At 39.1% G+C, this 26,137-nt stretch carries 22 protein-coding genes and 3 tRNA genes; 11 read left to right on the top strand and 14 right to left on the bottom strand.

Translation table 11 applies throughout. The features are described 5' to 3' along the window. On the top strand, positions 1-3,107 hold a 3,107-nt coding region (locus AC1M87_RS05860), incomplete at its 5' end, for a BapA/Bap/LapF family large adhesin (RefSeq protein ID WP_481593202.1). Positions 3,108-3,204: 97 nt separating this feature from the next. On the opposite strand, the gene AC1M87_RS05855 is transcribed toward AC1M87_RS05860, so the two are convergent. Continuing rightward, positions 3,205-4,167 (bottom strand): alpha/beta fold hydrolase, encoded by a 963-nt coding sequence (locus tag AC1M87_RS05855; protein WP_481593201.1) that lies wholly within the window; start codon positions 4,165-4,167, stop codon positions 3,205-3,207. Positions 4,168-4,272: 105 nt separating this feature from the next. Here AC1M87_RS05855 and AC1M87_RS05850 point away from each other — a divergent pair, with 105 nt between their 5' ends. Beyond that, positions 4,273-4,596 carry an MGMT family protein gene (locus tag AC1M87_RS05850; protein ID WP_481593200.1) on the top strand — a complete coding sequence of 108 codons (324 nt, stop codon included), beginning with the start codon at positions 4,273-4,275 and terminating at the stop codon, positions 4,594-4,596. 32 nt (positions 4,597-4,628) lie between these two features. On the opposite strand, the gene AC1M87_RS05845 is transcribed toward AC1M87_RS05850, so the two are convergent. Continuing rightward, entirely contained in the window at positions 4,629-5,069 is a 441-nt protein-coding gene (locus tag AC1M87_RS05845) for a universal stress protein (protein WP_481593199.1), read from the bottom strand. A 442-nt stretch (positions 5,070-5,511) separates the two neighbouring features. Between AC1M87_RS05845 and AC1M87_RS05840 the strand changes: the two genes are divergently transcribed. Beyond that, the gene (locus AC1M87_RS05840) at positions 5,512-6,075 is read left to right on the top strand and encodes a hypothetical protein (protein ID WP_481593198.1); all 564 of its coding nucleotides are present in this window, start codon (positions 5,512-5,514) and stop codon (positions 6,073-6,075) included. Here AC1M87_RS05840 and AC1M87_RS05835 read toward each other — a convergent pair. After that, positions 6,059-6,688 carry a CatB-related O-acetyltransferase gene (locus tag AC1M87_RS05835; protein ID WP_481593197.1) on the bottom strand — a complete coding sequence of 210 codons (630 nt, stop codon included), beginning with the start codon at positions 6,686-6,688 and terminating at the stop codon, positions 6,059-6,061. The two genes, AC1M87_RS05840 and AC1M87_RS05835, sit on opposite strands and share 17 nt — an antisense overlap. Positions 6,689-6,792: 104 nt before the next feature. Between AC1M87_RS05835 and AC1M87_RS05830 the strand changes: the two genes are divergently transcribed. Then, a complete protein-coding gene (locus AC1M87_RS05830; protein WP_481593196.1) occupies positions 6,793-7,416 on the top strand; it encodes an FMN-binding negative transcriptional regulator in 624 nt (207 codons plus the stop codon). 44 nt (positions 7,417-7,460) lie between these two features. On the opposite strand, the gene greA is transcribed toward AC1M87_RS05830, so the two are convergent. The 5 genes from greA to yhbY all read right to left on the bottom strand — a co-directional run bounded on the left by greA (position 7,461) and on the right by yhbY (position 14,107). Beyond that, complete coding sequence (gene greA, locus AC1M87_RS05825; protein WP_035266896.1) at positions 7,461-7,937, bottom strand: transcription elongation factor GreA; 477 nt, start codon at positions 7,935-7,937, stop codon at positions 7,461-7,463. 96 nt (positions 7,938-8,033) lie between these two features. Continuing rightward, the gene (carB, locus tag AC1M87_RS05820) at positions 8,034-11,267 is read right to left on the bottom strand and encodes a carbamoyl-phosphate synthase large subunit (protein ID WP_481593195.1); all 3,234 of its coding nucleotides are present in this window, start codon (positions 11,265-11,267) and stop codon (positions 8,034-8,036) included. Positions 11,268-11,281: 14 nt separating this feature from the next. Then, complete coding sequence (carA, locus tag AC1M87_RS05815; RefSeq protein ID WP_035266900.1) at positions 11,282-12,424, bottom strand: glutamine-hydrolyzing carbamoyl-phosphate synthase small subunit; 1,143 nt, start codon at positions 12,422-12,424, stop codon at positions 11,282-11,284. Between the two features lie 807 nt (positions 12,425-13,231). Then, positions 13,232-13,768 carry a DOMON-like domain-containing protein gene (locus AC1M87_RS05810; protein WP_092765927.1) on the bottom strand — a complete coding sequence of 179 codons (537 nt, stop codon included), beginning with the start codon at positions 13,766-13,768 and terminating at the stop codon, positions 13,232-13,234. A 15-nt stretch (positions 13,769-13,783) separates the two neighbouring features. After that, positions 13,784-14,107, bottom strand: coding sequence for a ribosome assembly RNA-binding protein YhbY (gene yhbY / locus AC1M87_RS05805; protein ID WP_481593194.1), 324 nt, complete (start codon positions 14,105-14,107; stop codon positions 13,784-13,786). Between the two features lie 196 nt (positions 14,108-14,303). On the opposite strand from yhbY, the gene rlmE reads away from it, so the two are divergent. The 4 genes from rlmE to AC1M87_RS05785 all read left to right on the top strand — a co-directional run bounded on the left by rlmE (position 14,304) and on the right by AC1M87_RS05785 (position 18,413). Next, positions 14,304-14,954 (top strand): 23S rRNA (uridine(2552)-2'-O)-methyltransferase RlmE, encoded by a 651-nt coding sequence (gene rlmE / locus AC1M87_RS05800; RefSeq protein WP_179998526.1) that lies wholly within the window; start codon positions 14,304-14,306, stop codon positions 14,952-14,954. A 137-nt stretch (positions 14,955-15,091) separates the two neighbouring features. Continuing rightward, entirely contained in the window at positions 15,092-16,981 is a 1,890-nt protein-coding gene (gene ftsH / locus AC1M87_RS05795) for an ATP-dependent zinc metalloprotease FtsH (RefSeq protein ID WP_035266907.1), read from the top strand. A gap of 103 nt (positions 16,982-17,084) precedes the next feature. Beyond that, complete coding sequence (gene folP / locus AC1M87_RS05790) at positions 17,085-17,939, top strand: dihydropteroate synthase (RefSeq protein WP_481593193.1); 855 nt, start codon at positions 17,085-17,087, stop codon at positions 17,937-17,939. Between the two features lie 162 nt (positions 17,940-18,101). Next, a complete protein-coding gene (locus AC1M87_RS05785) occupies positions 18,102-18,413 on the top strand; it encodes a DUF5713 family protein (RefSeq protein WP_035266912.1) in 312 nt (103 codons plus the stop codon). 108 nt (positions 18,414-18,521) lie between these two features. Here the strand turns inward: AC1M87_RS05785 and AC1M87_RS05780 are convergent. Further along, a tRNA-Leu gene (locus AC1M87_RS05780) sits at positions 18,522-18,607 on the bottom strand. Positions 18,608-18,824: 217 nt separating this feature from the next. Between AC1M87_RS05780 and AC1M87_RS05775 the strand changes: the two genes are divergently transcribed. Further along, positions 18,825-20,588, top strand: a complete 1,764-nt coding sequence (locus tag AC1M87_RS05775; protein ID WP_481593192.1) for an alkaline phosphatase D family protein — start codon at positions 18,825-18,827, stop codon at positions 20,586-20,588. A gap of 8 nt (positions 20,589-20,596) precedes the next feature. On the opposite strand, the gene AC1M87_RS05770 is transcribed toward AC1M87_RS05775, so the two are convergent. The 3 genes from AC1M87_RS05770 to AC1M87_RS05760 all read right to left on the bottom strand — a co-directional run bounded on the left by AC1M87_RS05770 (position 20,597) and on the right by AC1M87_RS05760 (position 21,616). Continuing rightward, entirely contained in the window at positions 20,597-21,328 is a 732-nt protein-coding gene (locus AC1M87_RS05770) for a hypothetical protein (RefSeq protein ID WP_481593191.1), read from the bottom strand. 119 nt (positions 21,329-21,447) lie between these two features. Then, positions 21,448-21,533: transfer RNA gene (locus AC1M87_RS05765), tRNA-Leu, on the bottom strand. 9 nt (positions 21,534-21,542) lie between these two features. Then, positions 21,543-21,616: transfer RNA gene (locus AC1M87_RS05760), tRNA-Cys, on the bottom strand. A 153-nt stretch (positions 21,617-21,769) separates the two neighbouring features. Between AC1M87_RS05760 and folD the strand changes: the two genes are divergently transcribed. Both folD and AC1M87_RS05750 read left to right on the top strand, forming a co-directional pair. Next, entirely contained in the window at positions 21,770-22,618 is an 849-nt protein-coding gene (folD, locus tag AC1M87_RS05755; RefSeq protein WP_092765931.1) for a bifunctional methylenetetrahydrofolate dehydrogenase/methenyltetrahydrofolate cyclohydrolase FolD, read from the top strand. 175 nt (positions 22,619-22,793) lie between these two features. Beyond that, positions 22,794-23,474, top strand: coding sequence for a class I SAM-dependent methyltransferase (locus AC1M87_RS05750; protein ID WP_481593190.1), 681 nt, complete (start codon positions 22,794-22,796; stop codon positions 23,472-23,474). An 11-nt stretch (positions 23,475-23,485) separates the two neighbouring features. On the opposite strand, the gene AC1M87_RS05745 is transcribed toward AC1M87_RS05750, so the two are convergent. Further along, positions 23,486-23,917, bottom strand: coding sequence for a hypothetical protein (locus AC1M87_RS05745; RefSeq protein WP_481593189.1), 432 nt, complete (start codon positions 23,915-23,917; stop codon positions 23,486-23,488). A gap of 143 nt (positions 23,918-24,060) precedes the next feature. After that, on the bottom strand, positions 24,061-25,890 hold the full coding sequence (locus AC1M87_RS05740) for a phosphoenolpyruvate carboxykinase (GTP) (protein WP_092765934.1): 1,830 nt from the start codon (positions 25,888-25,890) through the stop codon (positions 24,061-24,063). Positions 25,891-26,137 lie beyond the last annotated feature (247 nt).

The raw sequence follows: 26,137 nt of genomic DNA, 5'->3' as shown, positions 1-26,137 counted from the left end.
GTAACACAGGTGAATCTCAGCCAGAGAGCTTCGAGGTTGACACAGTAGCGCCTGAATTAACCATCGATGAGCTTAAGCCAACAAACGATACCACTCCTGAAATTACTGGTAAAACAGAACCAGGAGCGATAGTTGATGTTGTGATCAAAGACAAAGACGGTGAAATTGTCTCTGAAGGTAAAGCAGAAGTTGATCCAGAAGGTAACTGGACGTATACACCGACTGAAGAATTACCAGAAGGTCATTACGATATTGAAGTAACTCCGACTGATAAAGCGGGTAACAAAGGTGATACTTCTAAAGAACAGTTAGAAGTTGATACAACACCTCCTTCTGACATTACTATTGATCCAATTGGTGGTGATGATTTCGAATCGAATGATCCTCAACCTGAAATTACAGGAACAGGTGAGAAAGGTTCGCTAGTGGATATCGTGATCACCGGTCCAGATGGCTTCGAAGAGAAGGCCACTGTTGAAGTTGGAGAAGATGGTAAATGGTCGTATAAACCAGAAGCTGAGTTGGAAGAAGGTGATTACAAAATCGAAGCTACTCCTAAAGATGAAGCTGGAAACGTAGGTAATCCAACGGAACAAGATTTTGTAATCGACTTGACACCACCAGATATCGATATTGATCCGTGGGAAGATGATAATGATCCTTGGTTAGATATCGATCCTTGGGATGATGAAGAAGCTGCATGGGATGTGAGTGAAGCTGCATCTGTACAGGCAGTATCATTAGCTGCTGAGCCTCAAATTGCTGCATTCTCTGCTTTCGCTGCACGCTCATTATTTATTGCTGAACCAGTAGTAACAGCATCTCAAGTAACGGCGGTTGATCCAAGTATTAATTATACGAATGATCCACAACGTACGATTAGTGGTAATACAGTAAATAATCCTAAAGAGGTTGCTGTAGAGATTAAAGATGCTAACGGTGCTGTGGTATCTAGTGGTTTAGCAGTGTTGTCTGCAGGCCGTTGGAGTTATAAACCATCAGAACCTTTAGCAGATGGTATATATACACTTGTAGCCACTGCACGTGATGCTGCTGGTAATACTAGCCGTACAGTTTCTTTAAAATTTGGTGTAGATACACTTTCACCTGATTTGTCAGTTGAAGAGTTATATCCTACAAACGATACTACTCCAGCAATTTCTGGTTCAACTGAACAATATTCTAAAGTTCAAGTCGTGATTAAAGATAAGAATGGAAATACTGTTGTAGATGCACCAGCTTCTGTAGATAGCTCAGGCAATTGGACATTTACACCGCCAAGAGATTTAGCGGATGGAAATTACACAGTTGAAGTAACATCTACTGATTTAGCTAAGAACAAAAAAACTGAAACTCAGCAATTAACAGTTGATACTCAAGCTCCTGATGCTGTGATTATTAATCCAATTACAGATCCAAGTGACTTGAAACCAGTATTAACAGGTAAAGCTGAAGCGAATACTACTGTCGAATTAGTGATTAAGGACTCTACAGGTCGAATTATTGATTCTGCACTTGTTCCTGCTGATCAAAATGGTAATTGGACATATCCAATCAACAATAATTTACCAGAAGGTACAATTATCGTTGAAGCTAAAGCGATTGATGAAGCTGGAAATATCGGTCCTTCATCAAGCATCGGCTTCGATTTGGATGTAACTCCTCCAGATGCGCCAACGGCAACATTTAATGCAGATGGTTCATTAGTAACAGGTACTGCACAAGCTTTATCAACTGTTAAAGTAAAAGATGCAAACAACAACGTGATTGGTACAACCACTGCGGATAGCAATGGAAACTACTCAATTAAGTTGATACCAAGTTTGAATGATGGACAAAATGTATCTGTGACCGCTTCTGATGTAGCGGGTGAATCTGCACCACGTCAAGTGACTGCTCCAAACATTCCGTTGGATGCCATTGATAATGTTGCTAAAGCTGGTATTGAATACGAGTATCCTGTTACAGAGAAATTCATTAAAGATGCAATTTCTTATAATTGGTTGATTGGCTTCGCCGGTTTTGCGATTGGTAAAACAAGTGGTGCTACAGAGTTTACAATTGGTGCAAACAAAACTGCAGATGTGCAGCTTCAAGTAAAATCAGCATCATGGGGAACATTATTAGACTCAGTATCAATTGTTCTTTACCAGCAAAATAGTTCTGGTAAGTGGGTACCAATTGCCAATAATAAATCTGCAGGATTATTTGATTTCATCGGCTTATTTGGAGAAGTTGCTCATATCAATTTAGAAGATTTACCTGCAGGTAAATATTGCATAGAAATGAGTAATGGTAACCTTGCTTCTTTACCAGGTTATGTACAGACTAATTTAGTAATTAAAGAAACTAATACAAGTACAACGCCTGTTGTGAAGTCAATCACTGAAGCGAAGGGTAATGTCATTACTGATCTTGATGCTGTACATGGTAAAGATCTTGTAGTTGCCGGTGCTGTTGTGAAAGCTGTAAATGGTGTTGCGATTAATGGTGCAACAACAATTAAAGGCGAGTTTGGTACATTAACTATTGATGCAAACGGTACATATGCTTATAAGCCAAATGCAAACCTTAACGCGATTGGTAAAACGGATGTATTTAAATACACGATTACTGATCCTGTAACTGGTAAGTCTGATACAGCTCAATTAGTACTTCAAATTGATTCTAAATCAGGTTCACCATTGGCTTGGAGCAAATTCACACCAGAAGCAAACGCGAATGATGCTGATGCATTGGCGAATGAAACAGCAGGTAAGTTTAATTCTACTTACTTGAATGAAACAGTTTCTGCTAAAGGTTTGGATAAGTTGATCTTTAATGTGTTAAATGACAACAGCCATAACGGTGGTAACGGCGTTGACACAATCAATGACTTCCAATTAGGCAGCAATGTGAAGATTGATGTTTCTGAGTTGTTATCTGATAGTGCAACTGCTCAAAACATTGATAAATTCATCTTTGTCGAGAAAGACGGAAACAATACGAAGTTAAGTATTGATCGTGATGGCGCAGGTACAACTTATAACAAGGTTGACCTCATTACTTTCAACAATACAGATGTTTCACTTCAAGACTTGTTGAACAAAAACCACTTGTTGTTCTAATAGACTAATGTGAAAAAGAGGAACTTCGGTTCCTCTTTTTTTATTCTTGAATAAAAAAAAATGGGACATTTAAAATGTCCCATTCATTGTCTATAACTTATTTGAGTAGATTAAGAAAATTTAAATAATGTTGTACGAGGATTTGTTCTTGTTCCAATATTGGTGTATGACCTACACCTTTTAAGATGATAGGCTCTTGAGCATTTTTCAGTAATCCTTTCAGTTCAGATGCAGCTTCTACATTAATAATTTGATCACGATCTCCCCAAATGATGAGTGTTGGTTGATCGATTGAACGAGCCGCTAGCGCAAATGTTTCAGGTGTAAATGATTTGGACATGAGAATAAGTTGCTCAACGAGTTTCGTGTTATTCGTAACATTGGATATCATGAGCTTTTCTTGTTCGACTTTCAGTTCGTTCGGTATAAATGGAGGTTGCTGCGTAGCAATTTTAAATAACCGATCAAAATCTCCAGGTTTAGAAACGATAAAATTTTTGAGTAAGTTTAGGTCTTTTAAGTAAGGGGTATTGGCAGATTTAAATACACCTGCACTGTTAATGAGTAGTAATGATTTAGTATCAATTGGATACTGAGCTGCATAAAGTAATGCTACAGCACCGCCCATGGAGTGACCGGCAACATTTAGATTTTGATCAACATGAATGGCTTCTGCAAAGCGACGTAATTTTTCGGTTAGATTTGGAATTGAATAATCAAAATCTGCAGCTACTTTACTATCACCTTGTCCAGGTAAATCAGGGATAATGACGTGATAATGTGGTGTCAGATAGCGAGCGACTCGGTTCCAATTATCCCGACTGCCTGCTAGACCATGCACAAGCATAAGTACGGGTTTGCCTTTTGTTCCACCTTCGCTGTAAGCCCAATCGATGTCGGAAACTTTAATACGCTTGGTATTCAGTCCAGCCCAAGCACGTTCTTGTTGTAAAATATTTTGTATATTTATACTGCTTGGCGCGGCTTGAGTTGTCGATGTAATAGAGATTGTACCGACTGCAATTGAAGCAGCAAGTAAGTGTGAAAATATCCTTTTCATTGTATTTCTCTGTGTATTGTTATTGTGCAAATTTAGATTAAGTGAGTCTGTTATGAAATGCATTTGCTCAAATCAATCATTCGATAAACTATAGGTCAATTATTGATGAATCGATCAGCATCAGCGGAAATGGCACAGATGTTCTTAGCCACAGTATCACAAATTCCTTATGGGAAAGTAGCCAGTTATGGTCAAATTGCTGCGATGTCCGGACTGCCTAAACATGCACGTTTGGTTGGTCGTGTGTTGAATCAATTAGATGTGAGTAGCGATTTGCCTTGGCATCGTGTCATTAATGCACAAGGTAAAATTAGTCATCTGCGTTTGGATGATCAAGGTTTTAATTGCCAGCAAGCTAGATTACTTGAAGAGGGGATTGTGTTTAACAATGGCAAAATAGATTTTAAGGTTTTTGGATGGTTCGAGTAGCTCCGTATGATGGTATACGGAGCTATCAGTTATTATTGCTTTACGACAAAAACAGGTACATTGACTTCGGTGATGAGGCTTTGTGCGACACTGCCCATAATTAATTTCTTGAATCCTGTGCGACCGTGCGAGCTGATAACAATAAGATCAATATTAAGATTATCAATCGCTTTCATTATGGTGCGGTGAATACTTTCTCCTTCGAGTATTTTAGTCTCTACATCTATTCCATATTCATTAAATTTTGCTTTAGCTTGAGCTAGGTTATCTTCAATAAATTTTCGTGCTCGTTCAATTAAAAGATTTGACTGCCCATCTGAGAGATATTCGGCTGCGATATAGGGATCGAGTGTCATCACTTGAACTACAGTAATTTTGCTATTAAATGCTTTAGCCAATTCAACAGCATGCTGAACGACGTTGAGTGCTACTTCTGAACCATCCACTGGAACGAGGATATTTTGATAATTCATGTTGTTCTCCTTTTTTAACCGTTATTAAAATAGTTCAAAATAAAGTTAAAAAATTATGCTTTCGTATTGATCATATACTGCTTTTTTTATTAATAAAACCAAGTAAATTTGTTGGAATTTTTTTAAACAGGTATTTAAGATTGGTTAAATTATTTGATAACTATATCTTTATTTATTTTTATATATACTATTTCATCAATTATATATTCTGGTATAAGTTCCTCAGAACAAATATTAATTAAATTAAATGATAAATTTTTGTAAAATTGTATGCATCTCGATTTTTGGTACATTATTAACATCTCATCTCTATGCAAATTATATAATCTCTGCACAATCGTTTGCGGAAATTCCAAGTTCTGAGAGTTTGGTCAACTCAATTTGTCAAAAAAACGAATTGAAATGTCGAGCACAAGACACAAAATTATATCGTGTGAAGAATATGAAGGATTCATATTACTATCTAATTGATTCTTCTCCCAAACTAGTCAAATTTCAAAAAATGGGTGAACACTATATTGAACTTAATCGTTGGGATTTTAAGGATTATAGACATTCACATCAAAGTTTTAGCGTAGACGATGAGTTTCAAAGCTCAGGAATCAAAATTTATCCAGCCCTTTATCCATTAAGTCAAAATGATCTGGCAATTGCTATCATTGATGATAGGTTTGTAAGCTACTCAGGTGGAGGGAGAACAGAGCAGTATGCGGACTTTGTTCAATTGAATCATAAAGGAAAATATAGATTAGCAGTAGCAGATCAACTTTTTTATGCTTCTGAAAGGATTCGTGCATGTTTTTCAGAACATGATTATCAGACTTCAGCACATTGTTACGATGAGTCTGGAACTGTTCTAAATATTCATTTTAAACGCGGTGATCAACAATATTATCATTGGACTCTAAATTACACTGATTATATTTGGCCTGCTCACGAATCTGAAAAAAATCGAAAAGTAGTGAAATATTCAAAAAAAATATTGCCATTTAATGATCTAAATTAAAAAAATAATCTGAAATTGAATTAACATCACCTGCCTGCAATTGCTCACGCATTTTCAAAAACTGCTTTTCATCTAGATCATAGAGCTTAAGAGAAAGCAGTTTTTTAATATCTTGTTCAGAAAAGCGATATTTAATAATTTTCGCAGGTACACCACCTACGACAGCATAAGGTGGCACGTCTTTGGTGACGACAGCACCAGTTGCCACCACTGCGCCTTCACCAAGTTTTACCCCTTGCATAATCATGGCACGACTACCAATCCAACAACCATCACTAATGATAGTATCGCCAGCAGGCACAAAACTACGCGTATCAAAAGGAAATGCTGAAATCCAGTCAGTACGGTGTAACTGATTTCCACCCATCATGATGACACACTCAGCTCCAAAGCAGACAAAATTGCCAATATAAAGCTGATCGATGGGTTTTTCAGGTGTGGAAGGTTTGTCATGTAGGTAACGCACCACACAACGCTCAAAACCTTGATCCCAATAGGCTGAGTAATAACTATAATTGCCTTTGATATGGATATTCGGATTTTTTACCGTTTTAGAAATAAATTCGAACTCACACCAATGATTGACAGGCGAGTTGATCAACTTTGGAGACATGATGAAATAAAAGGAGAAGATTTTAGGGCATTATATACCAATTAAAACTTACATCCTGAATGAAAACTTTTATATTCATTGAGCATTAGAAGAATGGAAAAGCTATGTTTGTTGAAACAGAATTTAGAGAAGATAGACCTGAAGAAATATATAGAATAATAAAGGAGTATCCTCTTGCATCTTTGGTCGCACAGACCCAAACAGGGTTAATTGCTGAACATATCCCGCTCATATTAGTAGATGAACATACATTGAGAGGACATGTTTCATTGCAGAATACACTATTCAATCATTCGATTTTGAATAACCAAATACTATGTATCTTTAAAGCAGAGGATGCTTATATTTCACCGAATTATTATCCTTCAAAATTTGAAGATCACAAAAAAGTACCTACTTGGAATTATCAAGTTGTACACATTAATGGTGATATTCAGTTTTTTCATGATCAGAAAACTAAACTTGCAGTATTAGGTCAACTCACTCAACAACATGAACGTATAACGAATGGTAAAAATGCTTGGAAAATGGCAGATGCACCAAAAGATTACTTACTGGAAATGCTCGACCATTTGGTTGTATTTGAAATTAAAATTGAAAGAATCATCGCTAAATCAAAACTAAGTCAAAATAGAGAGGAAAAAGATTTTCGTAATGTTATTAAGAAGCTTCATGAAGCTGGAAAAGCGCATCTAGCAAAAACAATGAATCAATTAAAAAGAGAATAAAAAAACCCCTCACCAGAGGGGTTTATAGCCTAAAATATCAACAATTAGAGATATTCTACGCTCACAATTTCGTATTCAACTTCACCTTGAGGTGTCGTAATTTTAACTTCATCGCCTTCATTTTTACCCAAAAGACCACGCGCGATAGGAGAGTTCACAGATATTTTGTTAATTTTAAAATCTGCTTCGTCATCACCAACGATTTGATACGTTTTACGTTCTTCAGTATCTAAATTTTCAATTGTAACTGTGACGCCAAAAACTACGCGTCCATTTTGCTCAAGTTCTTTAACGTCAATCACTTGTGCAGCACCCAATTTTCCTTCGATATCTTGGATACGGCCTTCACAGAAACCTTGTTGCTCACGTGCAGCGTGGTATTCCGCGTTTTCTTTAAGATCTCCGTGTTCACGTGCTTCAGCAATCGCTGCTGTAATACGAGGACGATCTACAGTTTTAAGTTGGTGTAATTCTTTCTCAAGCGCTTCTTTGCCTTGAGGTGTCATAGGATAACGTTGCATAGTTGTCCCTCAAAAAAGTAAGTATGAAAAAAATACTAAGTCTATAAATGAAAAAAAGCCCGCCACCAAGAGGTGACGGGACTTCTTGGTAGTGTATTAACCTACTGTTTGTAAGTCTTGCAAACGATATACATCCATTGGCAATTTGATTGCTAAAGCTTGGCAAACTGCATCTGCACCGTTAAGGGTAGTCGTATGATAGACCTTACCTTGAAGTGCAGAACGGCGGATTGAGAACGAATCCTGCTGAGCTTGTTTACCTTCTGTTGTATTGATAATGAGGTGTATTTCGCCATTTTTCAAGCGGTCCACAATATTTGGACGACCTTCAGTCACTTTATTTACACGTTCACATTCAATACCAGCCGCTTTGATGACATCGTATGTACCACCAGTAGCAAGGATTTTGAAGCCAAAGTCAGCAAGTTGTTTTGCAATACCTGCTGCACGTGGTTTATCAGAATCACGTACAGAGATGAATGCATGTTTAACTTCGCCTTCTGTTGGAAGACCTGGTAAACGCTCATTTGCACCTAATACAGCTTTATAGAACGCTTCGCCAAATGTTTTACCAACGCCCATCACTTCACCTGTAGATTTCATCTCAGGCCCAAGGATTGGATCAACACCAGGGAACTTGTTGAATGGGAACACTGCTTCTTTAACAGAGAAGTGCTCAGGGATAATCTCTGTAGTGAATCCTTGAGATTCTAAAGATTGACCCGCCATACAACGCGCAGCTACTTTCGCTAAAGACTCACCGATACATTTAGAAACGAATGGCACTGTACGTGATGCACGTGGGTTCACTTCTAAGATGTAAACGTCTTCGCCTTTAACCGCAAACTGTACGTTCATCAAACCAACAACGCCAAGTTCTTTTGCCATTGCAACTGTTTGACGACGCATTTCGTCCTGAATCTCTTTAGAAAGAGAGTAAGGAGGGATCGAACATGCTGAGTCACCTGAGTGAATACCTGCTTGTTCAATGTGTTGCATGATACCGCCAATCACAACGTCTTTACCGTCAGATACGCAGTCTACGTCAACTTCGATCGCGTCGTCTAGGAAGCGGTCAAGAAGAACAGGGGCATCGTTAGAAGCTTGAACAGCATCACGTAAGTAGCGACGTAACTCTTCATCGTTGTATACGATTTCCATCGCGCGACCACCAAGTACATATGATGGACGTACTACAAGTGGATAGCCAACTTTCGCTGCTTCAGCCATACCTTCTTCAGCAGATTTTACAATGCTGTTGTTTGGTTGACGAAGTTGCAGACGTTGAATCATTTGTTGGAAACGTTCACGGTCTTCTGCACGGTCAATCGCATCAGGCGATGTACCAATAATTGGTGCACCAGCTTCTTCTAAAGCACGAGCCAATTTAAGTGGTGTTTGACCACCGTACTGTACGATGATGCCTTTAGGCTTCTCAATACGTATGATTTCTAATACGTCTTCAAGTGTAATTGGTTCGAAGTACAAACGATCAGATGTGTCATAGTCAGTAGAAACCGTTTCAGGGTTACAGTTCACCATGATGGTTTCATAACCGTCTTCACGCATTGCAAGCGCCGCGTGTACACAGCAGTAATCGAATTCGATACCTTGACCAATACGGTTAGGACCACCACCGATCACCATGATCTTGTCTTTGCTGGACGGGTTTGATTCACATTCGTCATCGTAAGTTGAATACATATACGCTGTGTCTGATTCAAATTCAGCAGCACAAGTATCTACACGTTTGTAAACTGGGGTTACGCCCAAGTTCCAACGATGTTTACGGAATTGTTTTTGTGAAATACCCATCAAGTTCGCAATGCGAAGGTCAGATAAACCTTTACGTTTAAATGAACGGATGTTGTCCGCATTTAGATCGCCAAAACCTAAAGTTTTGATTTGGTTTTCTGTTTTGATGATGTCTTCGATTTGGATCAAGAACCATTTGTCGATCTTAGTCGCTTGGAATACATCTTCTAATGTAAAGCCGTGACGGAATGCATCAGCAACATACCAAATACGCTCAGGACCCGGAACACGAAGTTCTTGTAAGATTTTCTCACGCGCGCCTTCAGCACCCACTTCGATTTTTTCATCAAAGCCAGTTGCACCCACTTCAAGACCACGAAGTGCTTTGTTCATAGACTCTTGGAAGTTACGACCAATCGCCATCACTTCACCAACAGATTTCATCTGTGTAGTTAAAGTTGCGTCAGCTTGTGGGAATTTCTCAAAGTTGAAACGTGGAACTTTAGTTACAACGTAGTCAATCGCAGGTTCGAAAGATGCTGGAGTTGTACCGCCAGTGATGTCGTTTTTAAGCTCATCAAGGGTATAACCAACCGCTAATTTTGCAGCGATTTTCGCAATAGGGAAACCAGTTGCTTTTGAAGCCAATGCAGAAGAACGAGATACACGTGGGTTCATCTCGATCACAACCATACGGCCAGTATTTGGACAAATACCAAACTGTACGTTAGAACCACCTGTTTCTACACCAATCTCACGCAACACTGCTAAAGATGCATTACGCATTAACTGATATTCTTTATCTGTTAATGTTTGTGCAGGTGCAACAGTGATTGAGTCACCTGTGTGTACGCCCATTGGGTCAAAGTTTTCAATCGAACATACGATGATACAGTTGTCGTTTTTGTCACGAACAACTTCCATCTCATATTCTTTCCAACCAATTAAAGATTCATCGATCAATAATTGTTTGGTCGGAGAAAGATCGAAACCGCGTTCACAGATTTCAAGGAATTCTTCTTTGTTGTATGCGATACCACCGCCTGAACCACCCATGGTGAATGATGGACGGATAATCACTGGGAAGCCGAAACGTGCTTGAATTTCTAATGCTTCTTCCATTGATTCAGCGATTGCTGCTTTTGGACATTCAAGACCAATTTTACGCATTGCTTGGTCGAAAAGTTTACGGTCTTCCGCTTTTTCGATCGCTTCTTTCGTTGCACCAATCAATTCAACATTGAATTTTTCTAAAATGCCATGCTCATCAAGGGCAAGGGCACAGTTCAATGCAGTCTGACCACCCATTGTTGGAAGAACTGCGTCTGGGCGTTCTTTCTCAATGATCGCTGCAACAGTTTGCCAAGTGATTGGCTCGATATACGTTGCATCTGCCATTGCAGGGTCAGTCATGATCGTTGCAGGGTTAGAGTTTACCAGAATTACACGGTAACCTTCTTCACGTAATGCTTTACATGCTTGTGCACCTGAGTAGTCAAACTCACACGCCTGACCGATAACAATTGGACCAGCACCAATAATTAAGATGCTTTTAATATCCGTACGCTTTGGCATTATTTGCTCCTCAATTACTTCTTAGATGCTTCAATAAGTTCGATGAAATGATCGAACAATGGTGCGCAGTCATGTGGACCTGGGCTTGCTTCTGGGTGACCTTGGAAACTAAACGCAGGCTTATCTGTACGATGAATCCCTTGAAGAGTTTGATCGAACAATGATTTGTGCGTCGCTTTAAGGTTTGCAGGTAATGTTTCTGCATCCACTGCGAAGCCATGGTTTTGAGAAGTAATCATCACTGTACCATCTTCGATGTTTTGTACAGGATGGTTAGCACCATGATGACCATGAGGCATTTTCACCGTTTTAGCGCCAGAAGCGAGAGCAAGAATTTGGTGACCCAAGCAAATACCAAATACAGGTACGTTACGAGCGTCTTCAACAATTGTTTTTACAGCTTCAATTGCATAGTCACATGCTGCAGGATCGCCAGGACCATTCGATAAGAATACGCCATCTGGATTTAGAGCAAGAACTTTTTCAGCAGGAGTTTGTGCAGGCACGACAGTTAATTTACAACCGCGGTCTGCGAGCATACGTAAGATGTTGGTTTTGACACCGTAATCATATGCAACAACATGAAATTTTGCTTCTGGTTGGGAGAAACCTTGACCTAATTTCCAAGAACCTTCAGTCCATTCGAAACCGTTTGGATCACAGCATTCTTTCGCAAGGTCTAAACCATTCAGACCGCCGAATGCACGAGCTTTTTCTAAAGCTTCTTCTTCTGTAATATTTTCACCAGCTAAGATACAACCGTTTTGTGCACCTTTAGCACGTAAAATACGGGTCAGTTTACGTGTATCAATGTCAGCGATAGCGACAACATTGTGAGATTTTAAGTATTCGCCTAAAGATTGCGTAGATCGGAAGTTGCTGTGCAATAAAGGTAGGTCACGAATGATCAATCCGTTTGCCCATACTTTATGAATTCGACCTGACTCAGCGTCTTCATCATTACAACCTGTGTTACCAATGTGTGGATAGGTAAGCGTAACAAGCTGTTGTGCATAACTTGGGTCAGTCAAAATTTCTTGATAGCCAGTCATGGCAGTGTTGAAAACGACTTCACCAGTCGTACTACCCGATGCACCGATTGACGTTCCTTTAAAGATCGTACCATCGGCAAGGGCTAAAATTGCTGGGGTGCTCAAACCAAAGCTCCTGAAATTTAGGCTGTAAAAAAGCGAGTAGACGAAAAAAAAGGAAGGCTACTTTAAAACCCACCCTCCTTACATCTGCTCGCTTGAACTTAACACGGCATTATACGCAAACACCTTGATAAAGTCCACGTAAATAAACCTGAATTCGTCAGATATATACCTTGTAATTTGGTTAAAAGTCTGCTTTTTAAACTTTGGACAAAAGTCTAAGAATGTAAGAATTGTTTAATAATTCAAAAGTTAAGTTTTATCACGATGTATCAAAATTTATGTAGACTTACAATTAATAAGCTAAGTTTCTGAAACAGAATAACAAAGCTTCTAAAAAGCTGATTTGTTAAATAGAACAAATGTTGAAGTTGCTCCAAATGCTTCCTAAAAGTTCGAAAAAAGTACTGATTAGGTCAATTTACCAGTATTTTAGAAAGGACTGATTAAATATGGAAAATAGAGGTAAATATTGAATTGCTTGTTAAAAGCGTAGGTTCAATTATTCAAAGATGAAATTGGTAGTTAGCATGTTGGGATTTAAAAATTAAACCGAGATCGAATTTAAAGAGATTTGAGGCTACTTCGGTGTCTGTGAAGAAATATTTAAAAGCAGATTTGGCTGTTCAAGTGATTAAGGACAATTTTGAAAATTAAAAATGAATAACAGGAATTACAAATATAACTAGATATAACACGTTGAGATCAGTTGTATAAAACTTAACTCTAAAAGAGGTGGGAAGAGTCTACAACTATAGAACTTAAATATTGGGGTAAAAAAAATAGTGAGATTAAATCTCACTATTTTTTTTAAAACTGATGCAACCAATCGCGCTTGTTATGGAAGTCAGCCTCAGGACTACTATGCTGCATCGCATAATAATGTTTAGCTTGCGATGTGTTTAATACAGCGGATAAGCCAATAAAAATATCCTGCCATTTCAATTTATGTTTTAACATAAACTCCGTTAGATCAAGGCTCACATTTAAACCATAGTGCGTCTTTTTGAGTGAATTCAGTTCTATGTCATAAGCTGCTTGCGGTGGCATATCTTCAGGGTAACGATACTCTTCAAATTGATACGCTTGCCAAGCTTGAGAAGGGGAGAGATTGACTTCACGATAAAAGTCCTGATCTTTCACCCCAATGAAAATTTCAAAGCAGGTTTCTTCCCAAAGAAAATCTCGTCGTGGATGTCCAGCTACAATTTCCGGATAGACTAAGTATTGATTTGGGTCACGTAACCAATAGCCCACATTTAGTGTATATGGACTCACTTGTTCAATTGCACCAACCAAGGAGATATCAAAGTAACGGTCAAAAGAATTTAGTTCGTAACTTGCCATTCAATGCAACTCAAATTAATTAGAAAGATGTGCGTGGCGAACAAGATTCGAAAGTTTAGGATTTTGTTTTGCCGCTTTCTTGTATAAAAGTGCAATTTTTCCAATGGTTTGAACAACTTCTGCACCAGTAACTTTGGCGATTTCAGTAATGACTGCTGCACGAGCATCACGATCTTCACCGCCAATTTTTACTTTAATTAACTCATGATCATTTAAAGCACGTTGAGTTTCTTCAATGACATTTTCAGTTAAACCTTGACCACCTAACATTACCACTGGGTTAAGTGCATGTCCGATTTGACGCAAACGTTTGCGTTCCTGAATTGATAAAGCCGCCATAAAGATAACCTAATTTTAAAAACGACTTAGTATAGCAAATCAAGAGATCAAACGCTTATGTTTCTCAGAAATAATCGATCAACTTAAATCAAAAAAACATAAACGATAATCTTGAATTAGATACAGATGAATACTGCAAGGGGGATAAAATTCACGTACAATAAAAAGTTAGAAGATTACGTGTATTTAAAGAGTTATGGCAACACGCATTACCAATCAGAAGTTATCCAAAAGTAGTCGTGCGTGGATGAGAGAGCATTTAGATGACCCGTTTGTGAAAAAAGCACAAAAGGAAGGTTATCGTGCGCGTGCTGCATATAAATTGCTTGAAATCCAAGAGAAATACAAAATCATTAAACCTGGTATGACTGTTGTAGACCTTGGTGCTGCACCTGGTAGTTGGTCCCAAATCGCTGGAAAATTAGTGGGTGATAAAGGTTTAGTGATTGCATCAGATATTTTGGAAATGGATGCACTTCCAGATGTGACGTTCCTGCAAGGAGACTTTCGAGAAGAGGAAGTTTTCGAAAAATTGTTAAATATTTTAAATGGACGAACTGTAGACGTTGTAATTTCAGATATGGCCCCCAATACATCAGGTAATAAGGCCGTTGATCAACCTCGACAAATTTATTTGTGTGAACTTGCATTAGACTTTGCCAATAAAGTTTTAGGTCCGAAAGGACAGTTTGTTGTCAAAGTTTTCCAAGGAACTGGTTTTGACGAATTCCGTAAGGAAGTTGTAGACAGTTTTGAAGTATTAAAAACTGCAAAGCCTGCTGCCTCGCGTGCTCGTTCGAAGGAAGTTTTTTTAATTGGACAGGGCCGTAAAAAGAATTCGCAATAAAGTGACTTGCCAAGTCGCTAAAAAATGTGCATTTTGTACCTTTTGAATATTTTATTGCGAAATTGATTTACTCGCTTTTTGTTAAAGGTCACCCAATTTTGGGCATGATCAAATTAGATTGATATGGGAATAAAGCTTTGAGCGATCTCTTTAAGAATGCCGTTTTATGGCTTGTTATACTTGGTGTGCTGATATTAATTTTCAGCAACATTAGTGACCGTGATAAGCCTGCTGCATTGAACTATTCAGAATTTGTTGCAGCGGTTAATGCTGGTCAAATTAAACAAGTTACCATTGACGGTGAACGAATTAGTGGCGAAAAAGTAAATGGTTCTCCATTTGAGAGTATTCGTCCTGCGGTTCAAGATCCTGAGTTAATGCCGAATCTCATCAAAAATAATGTCGTTGTTGAGGGCACTGCTCCGCAACGTCAAGGTTTATTGATGCAGCTTTTGATCGCAAGCTTTCCAGTACTTTTAATCATTTTGTTATTCATGTTCTTTATGCGCAACATGGGTGGCGGTGCTGGTGGTAAAAACGGCCCGATGAGTTTTGGTAAGTCAAAAGCAAAAATGCTTTCAGAAGACCAAATCAAAGTCACTTTCACAGATGTTGCGGGTTGTGACGAAGCGAAACAAGAAGTCGTTGAAATTGTTGATTTCTTGAAAGATCCAACAAAGTTTAAGCGTCTTGGTGCTAGCATTCCTCGCGGTGTCCTGATGGTAGGTCCACCGGGTACAGGTAAAACTTTACTTGCGAAAGCGATTGCTGGAGAGGCTAAGGTTCCATTCTTTAGTATCTCAGGTTCAGACTTCGTAGAAATGTTCGTTGGTGTTGGTGCATCACGTGTACGTGATATGTTTGAGCAAGCGAAACGCCATGCGCCGTGTATCATTTTCATTGATGAGATTGATGCGGTGGGTCGTCACCGTGGTTCAGGTACTGGTGGTGGTCACGATGAGCGCGAACAAACCTTGAACCAGATGTTGGTAGAAATGGATGGTTTCGAAGGCAATGAAGGTATCATTGTTATTGCTGCGACTAACCGTGCTGACGTGCTAGATAAAGCTTTACTTCGTCCAGGGCGTTTCGACCGTCAAGTGATGGTTGGACTTCCAGATATTAAAGGTCGTGAGCAAATCCTGAATGTGCATTTGAAAAAATTACCTTCAGTGACTGGTGTGGATGTCAAAGTATTGGCACGTGGTACTCCAGGGTTCTCTGGTGCGCAATTGGCAAACTTAGTTAATGAAGCTGCATTATTTGCTGCACGTCGTAATAAAAATACGGTCGATATGCATGATTTTGAAGATGCAAAAGATAAGCTTTATATGGGGCCAGAGCGTAAATCAATGGTTCTACGTGAAGAAGAGCGTCGCGCAACGGCTTATCATGAAGCAGGTCATGCGATTGTAGCTGAAATGCTTCCAGGCACAGACCCAGTACATAAAGTCACGATCATGCCACGTGGTTGGGCATTAGGTGTAACTTGGCAGCTTCCAGAGTTTGATCAAACCAGTCATTACAAAGACAAAATGTTGAATGAGCTTTCTATTCTGTTTGGTGGTCGTATTGCAGAAGAAATTTTCATTAATCAGATGTCGACTGGGGCTTCTAATGACTTTGAACGTGCAACAAAAATGGCGCGTGCAATGGTGACTAAGTACGGTATGTCTGACAAGATGGGTGTCATGGTTTATGAAGAAGATGCTCAACAGTCATTTATGGGTAGTCTAGGTGGTCGTACTATTTCTGAAACGACTCAACTTGAAGTTGATCGTGAAATTCGCCGTATCCTAGATGAGCAGTACAAAGTTGCACGTGATATCTTAGAAAATAATAAAGATATTGCCCATGCGATGGTAAAAGCTTTGCTTGAGTGGGAAACGATTGATCGTGATCAAATCCGTGACATTATGGAAGGTCGCGAACCTCAACCACCTAAGGTATATGTGGCTGAGAATCCAATTGTAGATGTAACCCCTACAGATGGTCCTTCAACGCCTCCACCTTTACCAGCAAGCTAAAATGAAGGAGTCTCTTATGAGGCTCTTTTTTTTGTGTTGAAATTATCCCTCATGTTTAAATTTTACTTGATATCATGTAAATAGATTTTCTAGGAACATCAATATGCAACTTATCTCTTTACCTAATCAGATTCTTAAATGTGGTGCATTGGAACTTGATTTGTCAAAGCCTCATGTAATGGGTGTGTTAAATGTAACGCCAGATTCGTTTAGTGATGGTGGTAAACATAATAGTGTAGAGGCGGCACTAGAGAGAGCAAAGCAAATGATTGCTGAAGGGGCGAGTGTTATTGATGTAGGTGGTGAGTCAACTCGCCCTGGCGCATCTGTTGTTAATGTTCAGGATGAAATAGATCGTGTAGTTCCAGTCGTTGAAGCGTTGGTTAAATTGAATGTTGTGATCTCAATCGACACCTCACAACCAGAAGTGATTAAAAAGGCGGTTAAAGCTGGAGCGCATATTTGGAATGATGTCAGAGCATTAACAAAGCCACATGCTTTAGAAACAGCTGCGGAATTAGATATTCCAGTCATTATCATGCATATGCGTGGTGAGCCAACCACAATGAACCAGTTGGATCAATATGATGATATTACTTTAGATGTGATTTCAGAATTGCAAACTCGATTAGATGCAGCATTAAATGCGGGAATTAAACCTGAAAATATCATGATTGATCCGGGTTTCGGATTTGCAAAAAATGCACATCAAAACCTGAAATTATTAAAAGAGTTGTATAAATTAAATGAGTTGGGATATCCAATACTTTCTGCATTATCTCGTAAGCGATTTATTGGTGAAGCTTTAGGTGGTGTACCTGTCCATGAACGTGCAGTGGGTTCGGTGACGGGGCATCTGTTAAGCATACAGCAAGGAGCATGTATGGTCAGAGCACATGATGTAAAAGAAATGGTGCAAGCTATTCAAATTTGGGCAGCAATGAATAGTGTTGGTTAAATTAAAGGTTGATTTAAGACAGTGAAAATCATCAATGAAAATATTGGCTTAGTTATACTTTGATTAAAAGTGAGATTTACTCCTCGTTTTTATTGTTGGTTTAATGTCTAGCTTGTGTTATATAAGCTCGGTTTTTGTTAATGCTATTACTTGAGCTTTAATATGTTGAATGATGTACTTCTCCCGATGTTCGACGATGAATATTATCCTGATATTCTCGTGGCTGAAATTCAGCAACTCATTGAAAAATTCTCAAAGAAGGTATCTAAGGTGAATTCCGATGCTGAGATTTATCAAATCGCCAATGATATTGTGGCGGAAATTAATGAGATGAAACCTCAGTTCGAAGATCTTGACTCTTCTCTTGATGATGCAGCAGCAGACTATATTGCTGAGGCAATGATGATGGTCGTTCAGGAAGAGGGATTTTTGGATATCGAAATGGAAGAACTTGTCTCAAATAGAGAGTGGTAAATCGCTCTCTATTTTTTTGTGTTGTTATTGTTGTGGCTAAACGCTAGGCATAAAAAAACCAGCTTACGCTGGGTTCTTTATTTACACCATTATTCTCTATCAGAAGAATGGTGCCCGAGGCCAGACTCGAACTGGCACGCTTTGAGGGCGGGGGATTTTAAATCCCCTGTGTCTACCGATTTCACCACTCGGGCATGTGCGCAATAATAGAGGACACTTTTAAGCTTGGCAAGAGAAAATCGTATTATTTGCTTTCTTTTCAATCAACTTGCATTGATTAGATTAAAAATTATAACTTTGGGGGTGATGGTTTATGATATTTGGACATTAAATTGTCATCTGATTGCAATTTTAGCTTCATAAATACGGTTTAAGTTCGAAGTTAAAATAACTCGCCAATTCGTAAATAAAATGAAAAATAAAATCTCAAGACGCGCATTAATTAAAAATTCATTGGCTGGATTAGGTGCGATTTCACTGCCTGTTTCGATTACAGCATGTAATGGCGATGGTCAAACCAGCAATGAGCATAAAGTTGAATTTTTGCATGGAGTGGCGAGTGGAGATCCATTACAGGATCGAATAATTCTTTGGTCGAGAATAACACCTACAGATATGACGGCAACATATGAGTTAGATTGGGAAATTGCACTTGATGAGAATTTTTCAAATATTGTTCAGATGGGGGAAATCAAGACTTCTGCTGCTAAAGACTTTTGCTTGAAAGTCGATGTACTTAATTTGAGTGCCGATACTCGTTATTATTACCGATTTAAATATGGGCAGATACATTCTCCAATTGGTCGTACGAAGACCTTAGCAACCAAGACCAATGCGGTTAACTTTGCCGTATGCTCATGCTCAAATTATCCTGCTGGTTATTTTTATGTGTACCGTGAAATTGCGAAGCAGGACGTGGATGTTGTGCTGCATCTGGGCGACTATATTTACGAATATGGCAAAGATGGGTATGCAACTGAACAAGCCGAAAAGCTTGGTAGAACACTCGATGTGGATAATCAAAACGAGATTTATCGCTTAGAAGATTATCGAAAACGTTATGCAAAATATCGAACAGACCCTGATTTACAAGCGGTTCATCAACGTCATCCATTTATTCTGATTTGGGATGATCATGAGCTGACAAATGATGCATGGCGAGCTGGTGCGCAGAATCATCAACCTGATCTAGAGGGGGATTTCGTAGCACGAAGAACAGCAGCCTTATCAGCTTATTTTGAATGGATGCCAATTCGCGAAAAAAGCAATAACGATATTCTTCATATTTATCGTCAGTTTAATTTTGGTGATTTAGTTCAACTTAATATGCTAGATACACGTATGTTGGCACGAGATGAGCAACTGACTTTTGCTTCATTTATTGATGGTGAAAATCTAAGTGTTGAGCAATTTAGAGCGGCATTATTGAATGAGCAGCGACAGCTAATAGGGATAGATCAGTTAAATTGGTTGGCGAATAGTCTGCATAGCTCTCGCGCAATATGGAATGTATTGGGTCAGCAAGTATTGATGGCGAAAATGTTGGTACCTGCTGAGGTATTACAAATATTAAATGTCGCCAAAAGTGGAATGGTAGATGGCAACTTTTTAATTGAAGCTCAAAAACGTCTCATGGAGTTGGTTGCAATTAAGTTGCGTTATAAAAATAATGATCCAAGCTTAACTGACGCTGAATTATCAAGAATACTAACCGTGATTCCTTATAATTTAGACGCTTGGGATGGTTACTATGCTGAGCGTGAGCGTGTTTATGCTTTATATGAGCAGTACCAGAAGAAAGTTGTTGTGTTGGCTGGAGATACCCATAATGGGTGGGAGTCTGCATTACATCAACAAAATGGTGAGAAGGTGGGGATTGAATTAGCAACAAGTTCAGTTTCTTCACCAGGTATGGAGAAATATCTCAATTTACCTGAGAACTTAATGCAACAATTTGAACAAGTGTTTATCCAATTGATTGATGAATTAAGCTTTTGTAATTTGAATCAACGAGGCTATTTAAAATTGAGCTTTGATTCTACGCAATTGAGTGCAGATTGGCTGTTTTTAACAGATATTCATTCACAGGAGTATCAAGTTGATCAATTAAGATTGCACTCGACAACGTATGATACCAATTTGAATATAATTAAAGTAATGCAGCAAGCAAGTTGATCGTAGCGCTACATGATGCTATCGATATATTTTTCAATATCGGTATGCTTGTAGCGCATACACAATTTGTTTTCATAGTTCATCAAATGAACATAAAGTTGCGCATTTTTTTGTTTTTGTTCAATCAATAATTGATGCTGCTTTGAGTTTTTGGATGAAAAGATTAGTTTTAAGTAAAGCTTGAAATTTTGTTTATAACTCCAGAAAGCCACTCTGCGAATTTCTTGAATATAGTAATAGTTTTCTTTAGAAGTGTTTTCTCGGAATAAATTCTCTTTATAAAATTTAACGAAACCAAAATTCATAGCGAAATAAAACAAAATTCCCTGTAAGAACCAACTTTCCATAAAAGCGATATTTAAACTTTGTAAAAGAATGAGGATGGTCAGTTTGAATGGGGTATTTTTAAGTTGCTGGTAAGTTGAGATACTACTGTGCTTGATCTGTTTGAGGATGATTGGCGTAATCAGCATAAAAAATAACATGATACACAAAACAGCACTCCCACCAGATTGAAAGCCTTCTAAAAAAACAAGGTGTTGTTTAAGCAAAAGGGTTAACAAATATGAGCAAGGAAGGAAAATCATTAATGCAAGTGCAAGCGGGATCAGTTCTTTACGCTCATCTAGAATCCCTTTGGTCTTTAACTGACTATAGAGCAAGAAGTTTTTTTTAAACGCTTGAGGATATTGTTGTTTTAGTTCTTGAAGATATTGAGCAACTTGCTTATTTTGATTCATTTGAATATGAAATTCTGAAGATGAGTGATTATAGCAGATGAGTTTAAAGAAAATGCAGACATAAAAAAACCAGCTTACGCTGGGTTCTTTATTTACACCATTATTCTGTATTGGAAGAATGGTGCCCGAGGCCAGACTCGAACTGGCACGCTTTGTGGGCGGGGGATTTTAAATCCCCTGTGTCTACCGATTTCACCACTCGGGCTTAACAAGATGGAGGCGGAGGTCGGAATCGAACCGGCGTACACGGAGTTGCAGTCCGCTGCATGACCACTCTGCCACCCCGCCATGTCTTGTTGATGCGTATATTAACAAGCTCTGAAAAAAAAACAATAGTGCTTTTATTCGTATGTGCAGAAAAACAGCATATAACGGAAATTATTTAAAATATTCATGTAGAATGTGCGAAATTGATTCATATCAACACTTGGGAGATGTGCCGTGGCATTAGTTTTAGATGGTCGTGCATTGGCAAAACAAATTGAGGCTGATTTGTTAACTCGCGTAGAAGCGTTAAAAGCAAAATCAGGACGTACTCCAATTCTTGCGACGATTTTAGTAGGTGACGATGGTGCATCTGCAACTTATGTGCGTATGAAGGGTAATGCATGCCGCCGTGTTGGTATGGATTCACTTAAAGTTGAACTACCAAAAGAAACGACGACAGAACAATTGCTTGCTGAAATTGAAAAACTCAATGCAAATCCTGATGTTCACGGTATTCTTTTACAACATCCAGTACCAGCGCAAATTGATGAGCGAGCGTGTTTTGATGCGATCTCACTTGAAAAAGATGTGGATGGTGTTACTTGCCTTGGTTATGGTCGTATGGCAATGGGTGAAGCGGCTTACGGTTCTGCGACACCTGCAGGTATTATGACGATTCTGAAAGAAAACAACATCGAAATCGCAGGTAAGCATGCGGTTGTTGTAGGTCGTTCTGCAATTTTGGGTAAACCAATGGCAGCTATGCTTCTCGAGGCGAATGCTACTGTAACGATTTGTCACTCTCGAACACAAGACCTTGCTAGCTTTGTGAAGCAAGCGGATATCATTGTGGGTGCAGTGGGTAAAGCTGAATTGATTCAAAAAGATTGGATTAAACCTGGTGCAGTAGTTGTTGATGCTGGTTTCCATCCACGTGATGGCGGTGGTGTGGGCGATATTCAACTTGTTGGTATTGAAGATATTGCTTCAGCTTACACACCAGTACCGGGTGGTGTAGGTCCAATGACAATCACAACGTTGATTCGTCAAACAGTTGAAGCAGCTGAAAAAGCTTTAGGTTAATATTATCTCCCTCTCTTGCGCCGTATACGGCTCAGGGAGAGGTTCGGGGTGAGGGTATTGAGTTAGATAAATCCTCTCCCTAACCCTCTCCTTTAAAAAAGGAGGGGGAACTCTCTTTATTAATTTAGGTTTCGTATTTGAAACTCAAATTTTGCATATTTAAAAATAAAATCCAATGAGCTGTACTTTCCAATTTCCTAAAGCGCCTGAACATTTACTCAAAGCCTTACATGATGTGATTCCACATTGTGAACTTCATGCACAGCAATTGCCTGATACACCAATTTCACTTTGGCTCATTCCACCCGTTTTTCCAACCGATAAGCTAGATGATGAAGTTACTCGCCGTATTTGGAATGATACGCCATATTGGATTTTCTGTTGGGCATCAGGTTTAGCAATGGCACAATGGTTATTGGCTGAACCGCATCATGTGAAAGACAAAGTGGTTTTAGACTTTGGCGCAGGTTCAGGCGTAGTCGCGATTGCAGCGAAAATGGCAGGGGCAAAGCGTGTCATTTGCTGTGATATCGACCAAGTTAGTTTGGATGCGTGTCGTGCCAATGCTGAATTGAATGATGTTGAGCTTGAATATTTGGATGACTTATATAAAGCTGAGCAGGTTGATATCTTGTTGGCGGCTGATGTGTTGTATGACCAGTGCAATCGTTTCTTCTTAGATGAGTTTTTAAAATTTGCACCTGAGGTGTGGGTGGCGGATAGTCGTGTAAAAAACTTTAGTCATCCGAAGTATGAAAAGCTTGATGAACGCAGTGCAACGACATGGCCAGACTTGGATGAATCACCTGAATTTAGAAATGTCAGTTTTTATAAGACACTCAATGAAGTACATTGAGTGTCCTAAGTTTAGAGTGTGCAGTTAAAGCGAACGACTTGTAAGAGGCTAGGCTTAGTTTCTAAAGAAAGACGTGTATTGTAGTCTTCATTGCTGTATAGGCTTTGAGTGTTTGAGAGTCCGAATGATGTTCGTGATTGACCAATTTGAACCTGTTGAGTTTCTTGAGTTTTATAATTGGGATTAGCAATTTCATTTACACTCAAAATGGTGGTTTTATACTGTTGAGTATGTCCTAAAACTTGTTGGCAAGTGCGTTGCAATTTGTGTTCATCAATATTTTGGTTGGCACGTGCAGAGAGGGTATACGAAATAGTGGCAAAATTTTCTGATTTGTTTTCAATTTGATATCCTGTAGCTCCATTGTGCTGTCGCGGAACAGATTGACAGGCTGTAAGCATAAGTACGATTAAACAAGAGCCAATCATTTCTATTTTTTTCATTATTTGATCCTAATAAGCTGTTTAAATCAGTATGCCATAAGTGTGACAACTTATTGGTACTAATAAACGTTACTAAATACACTTTATTCAGTTTGTTTGAAGTAAAAAAAAGGTCACCGAAGTGACCTTTTTTCTCATCATACTTAAGCAGATTTAACCGCTTCTAAAAGCTCAGCTTGACGTTTTTTCAACGCTTCTGGTAAACGATCACCAAGTTTGTTGAATAATTCAGTGTGGCTTTCGAGTTCTTTGATCCATTGCTCTTTGTCTTGAGAAGTCACAAGGTCAAATTGCTCTTTCGTAAAGTCTGAACCAGTCCAGTTCAACTGTTCGTAAGTTGGAACACGACCAATTGGAGTTTCAACAGCGTCAGCACGACCTTCACAGCGATCGATAATCCACTCAAGAACACGCATGTTTTGACCGAAACCAGGCCATACAAAGTTGCCTTCAGCATCACGACGGAACCAGTTCACGTTGTAAATACCAGGAAGCTTGTTACCAGCAGCTGCAGCTTTCTCGCCAACTTTCTCACCCATTTCTAACCAATGTGTGAAGTAGTCAGCCATGTTGTAGCCAGCAAATGGAAGCATCGCAAATGGATCGCGACGAACAATACCTTGTTGACCAACAGCAGCAGCAGTTGTTTCAGAACCCATCGTTGCAGCTTTATAAACACCGTCAACCCAGTCAAATGCTTCTGAAATTAGAGGCACTGTGTCCGCACGGCGACCACCAAAGATGAACGCAGAGATTGGAACACCTGCTGGATTTTCCCAGTCAGCATCAATAGAAGGGCATTGACCAGCTGAAACTGTGAAACGCGCATTTGGATGAGCTGCTTTTTCTTCACCAGTATGTGGTTGACCTTTCCAGTTCGTTAGGTTGGCAGGTGCTTCTTTAGAAAGACCTTCCCACCATACTTCACCGTTGTCAGTCACGGCAACGTTTGTATAGATCACGTCTTTATGAAGCGTAGCCATACAGTTCGGGTTCGTCTTTGTATTTGTGCCAGGAGCTACACCGAAGAAACCTGCTTCAGGATTGATTGCATATAAGCGACCATCTTCACCTGGTTTGATCCAAGCAATATCGTCACCTACAGTTTCAATCTTCCAACCTTCATAACCTGTTGGTGGAATTAACATTGCAAAGTTTGTTTTACCACAAGCAGATGGGAATGCAGCTGCGATGTAGTGTTTTTCACCTTGTGGATTTGTCACACCAAGGATGAGCATGTGTTCAGCTAACCAGCCTTGCTGACGACCCATGAATGATGCGATACGTAATGCTAAGCATTTTTTACCAAGCAATGCGTTACCACCATAACCAGAACCAAATGACCAAATTTCACGAGTTTCTGGATAATGAACGATGTATTTTTCTTTGTTGCAAGGCCAAGCAACGTCTTTTTGACCTTCTTCCAATGGTGCACCTACAGTGTGTACACATGGAACAAATTCGCCATCAGTGCCTAGAACGTCATAAACAGCTTTACCCATGCGAGCCATTTTAGACATGCTGACTGCAACATAAGGAGAGTCAGTAAGTTCGATACCAATGTGAGCAATATGAGAACCTAAAGGTCCCATAGAGAAAGGTACAACGTACAAAGTACGACCTTTCATAGAACCGTCAAATAAACCGTTTAATTTTTCACGCATAACCGCTGGAGCTTCCCAGTTGTTAGTTGCGCCAGCATCTTCTTTGTTTTCAGAGCAGATAAAAGTACGGTCTTCAACACGAGCAACGTCAGAAGGATCAGAGTTTGCAAGATATGAACCAGGGTGCTTTTCTTGGTTAAGCGCTTGCATTGTGCCGTTAGCGATCATCAAGTCGATATAACGTTGATATTCTTCTGCGCTACCGTCACACCATTCAATTTTTGCTGGTTTTGTTAGTTTAGCAATCTCTTCCACCCAAGCAATAAGCTTAGGGTGACGAACGAATTCTGGTGCGTTCACTTGGGTCATGGTGAGGCCTATATCAAAAGTGTACAATGTGGTGTACAAATAATATCTAGATGCTGGTTTGCAGACTCTAGATTCAGTATGAAAAAAAAGTGGCTGTATTAAAGCATATTTTCTTAAAAAAAATAAGACCAAAGGCTTAAATAGTGCTTAAGACTTGTTTGGTGTTAAGTTTATGTAATTATTTGATATTTTTTTAAAAAATGAGTAATTTCTTATTCATTTTTAAATTTTATGTTTGGTATTTGTA

Source organism: Acinetobacter sp. 24-47-62, assembly GCF_056779765.1.
Note: the sequence above shows the minus strand (reverse complement) of the source record. Positions and strands in the feature narration are given on the sequence as shown.

Bases quoted from the DNA above. Each gene is read 5' to 3' on its own strand.
- AC1M87_RS05750 (WP_481593190.1), top strand. From the start codon at position 22,794: ATGAGCTGTACTTTCCAATTTCCTAAAGCGCCTGAACATTTACTCAAA.
- rlmE (WP_179998526.1), top strand. From the start codon at position 14,304: ATGGCAACACGCATTACCAATCAGAAGTTATCCAAAAGTAGTCGTGCG.
- yhbY (WP_481593194.1), bottom strand. From the start codon at position 14,107: ATGGCGGCTTTATCAATTCAGGAACGCAAACGTTTGCGTCAAATCGGA.
- AC1M87_RS05775 (WP_481593192.1), top strand. From the start codon at position 18,825: ATGAAAAATAAAATCTCAAGACGCGCATTAATTAAAAATTCATTGGCT.
- AC1M87_RS05770 (WP_481593191.1), bottom strand. From the start codon at position 21,328: ATGAATCAAAATAAGCAAGTTGCTCAATATCTTCAAGAACTAAAACAA.
- AC1M87_RS05835 (WP_481593197.1), bottom strand. From the start codon at position 6,688: ATGTCTCCAAAGTTGATCAACTCGCCTGTCAATCATTGGTGTGAGTTC.
- AC1M87_RS05740 (WP_092765934.1), bottom strand. From the start codon at position 25,890: ATGACCCAAGTGAACGCACCAGAATTCGTTCGTCACCCTAAGCTTATT.
- AC1M87_RS05840 (WP_481593198.1), top strand. From the start codon at position 5,512: ATGAAGGATTCATATTACTATCTAATTGATTCTTCTCCCAAACTAGTC.
- AC1M87_RS05745 (WP_481593189.1), bottom strand. From the start codon at position 23,917: ATGAAAAAAATAGAAATGATTGGCTCTTGTTTAATCGTACTTATGCTT.
- folP (WP_481593193.1), top strand. From the start codon at position 17,085: ATGCAACTTATCTCTTTACCTAATCAGATTCTTAAATGTGGTGCATTG.
- AC1M87_RS05855 (WP_481593201.1), bottom strand. From the start codon at position 4,167: ATGAAAAGGATATTTTCACACTTACTTGCTGCTTCAATTGCAGTCGGT.
- AC1M87_RS05830 (WP_481593196.1), top strand. From the start codon at position 6,793: ATGTTTGTTGAAACAGAATTTAGAGAAGATAGACCTGAAGAAATATAT.
- AC1M87_RS05850 (WP_481593200.1), top strand. From the start codon at position 4,273: ATGAATCGATCAGCATCAGCGGAAATGGCACAGATGTTCTTAGCCACA.
- carB (WP_481593195.1), bottom strand. From the start codon at position 11,267: ATGCCAAAGCGTACGGATATTAAAAGCATCTTAATTATTGGTGCTGGT.
- AC1M87_RS05810 (WP_092765927.1), bottom strand. From the start codon at position 13,768: ATGGCAAGTTACGAACTAAATTCTTTTGACCGTTACTTTGATATCTCC.
- greA (WP_035266896.1), bottom strand. From the start codon at position 7,937: ATGCAACGTTATCCTATGACACCTCAAGGCAAAGAAGCGCTTGAGAAA.
- AC1M87_RS05785 (WP_035266912.1), top strand. From the start codon at position 18,102: ATGTTGAATGATGTACTTCTCCCGATGTTCGACGATGAATATTATCCT.
- AC1M87_RS05845 (WP_481593199.1), bottom strand. From the start codon at position 5,069: ATGAATTATCAAAATATCCTCGTTCCAGTGGATGGTTCAGAAGTAGCA.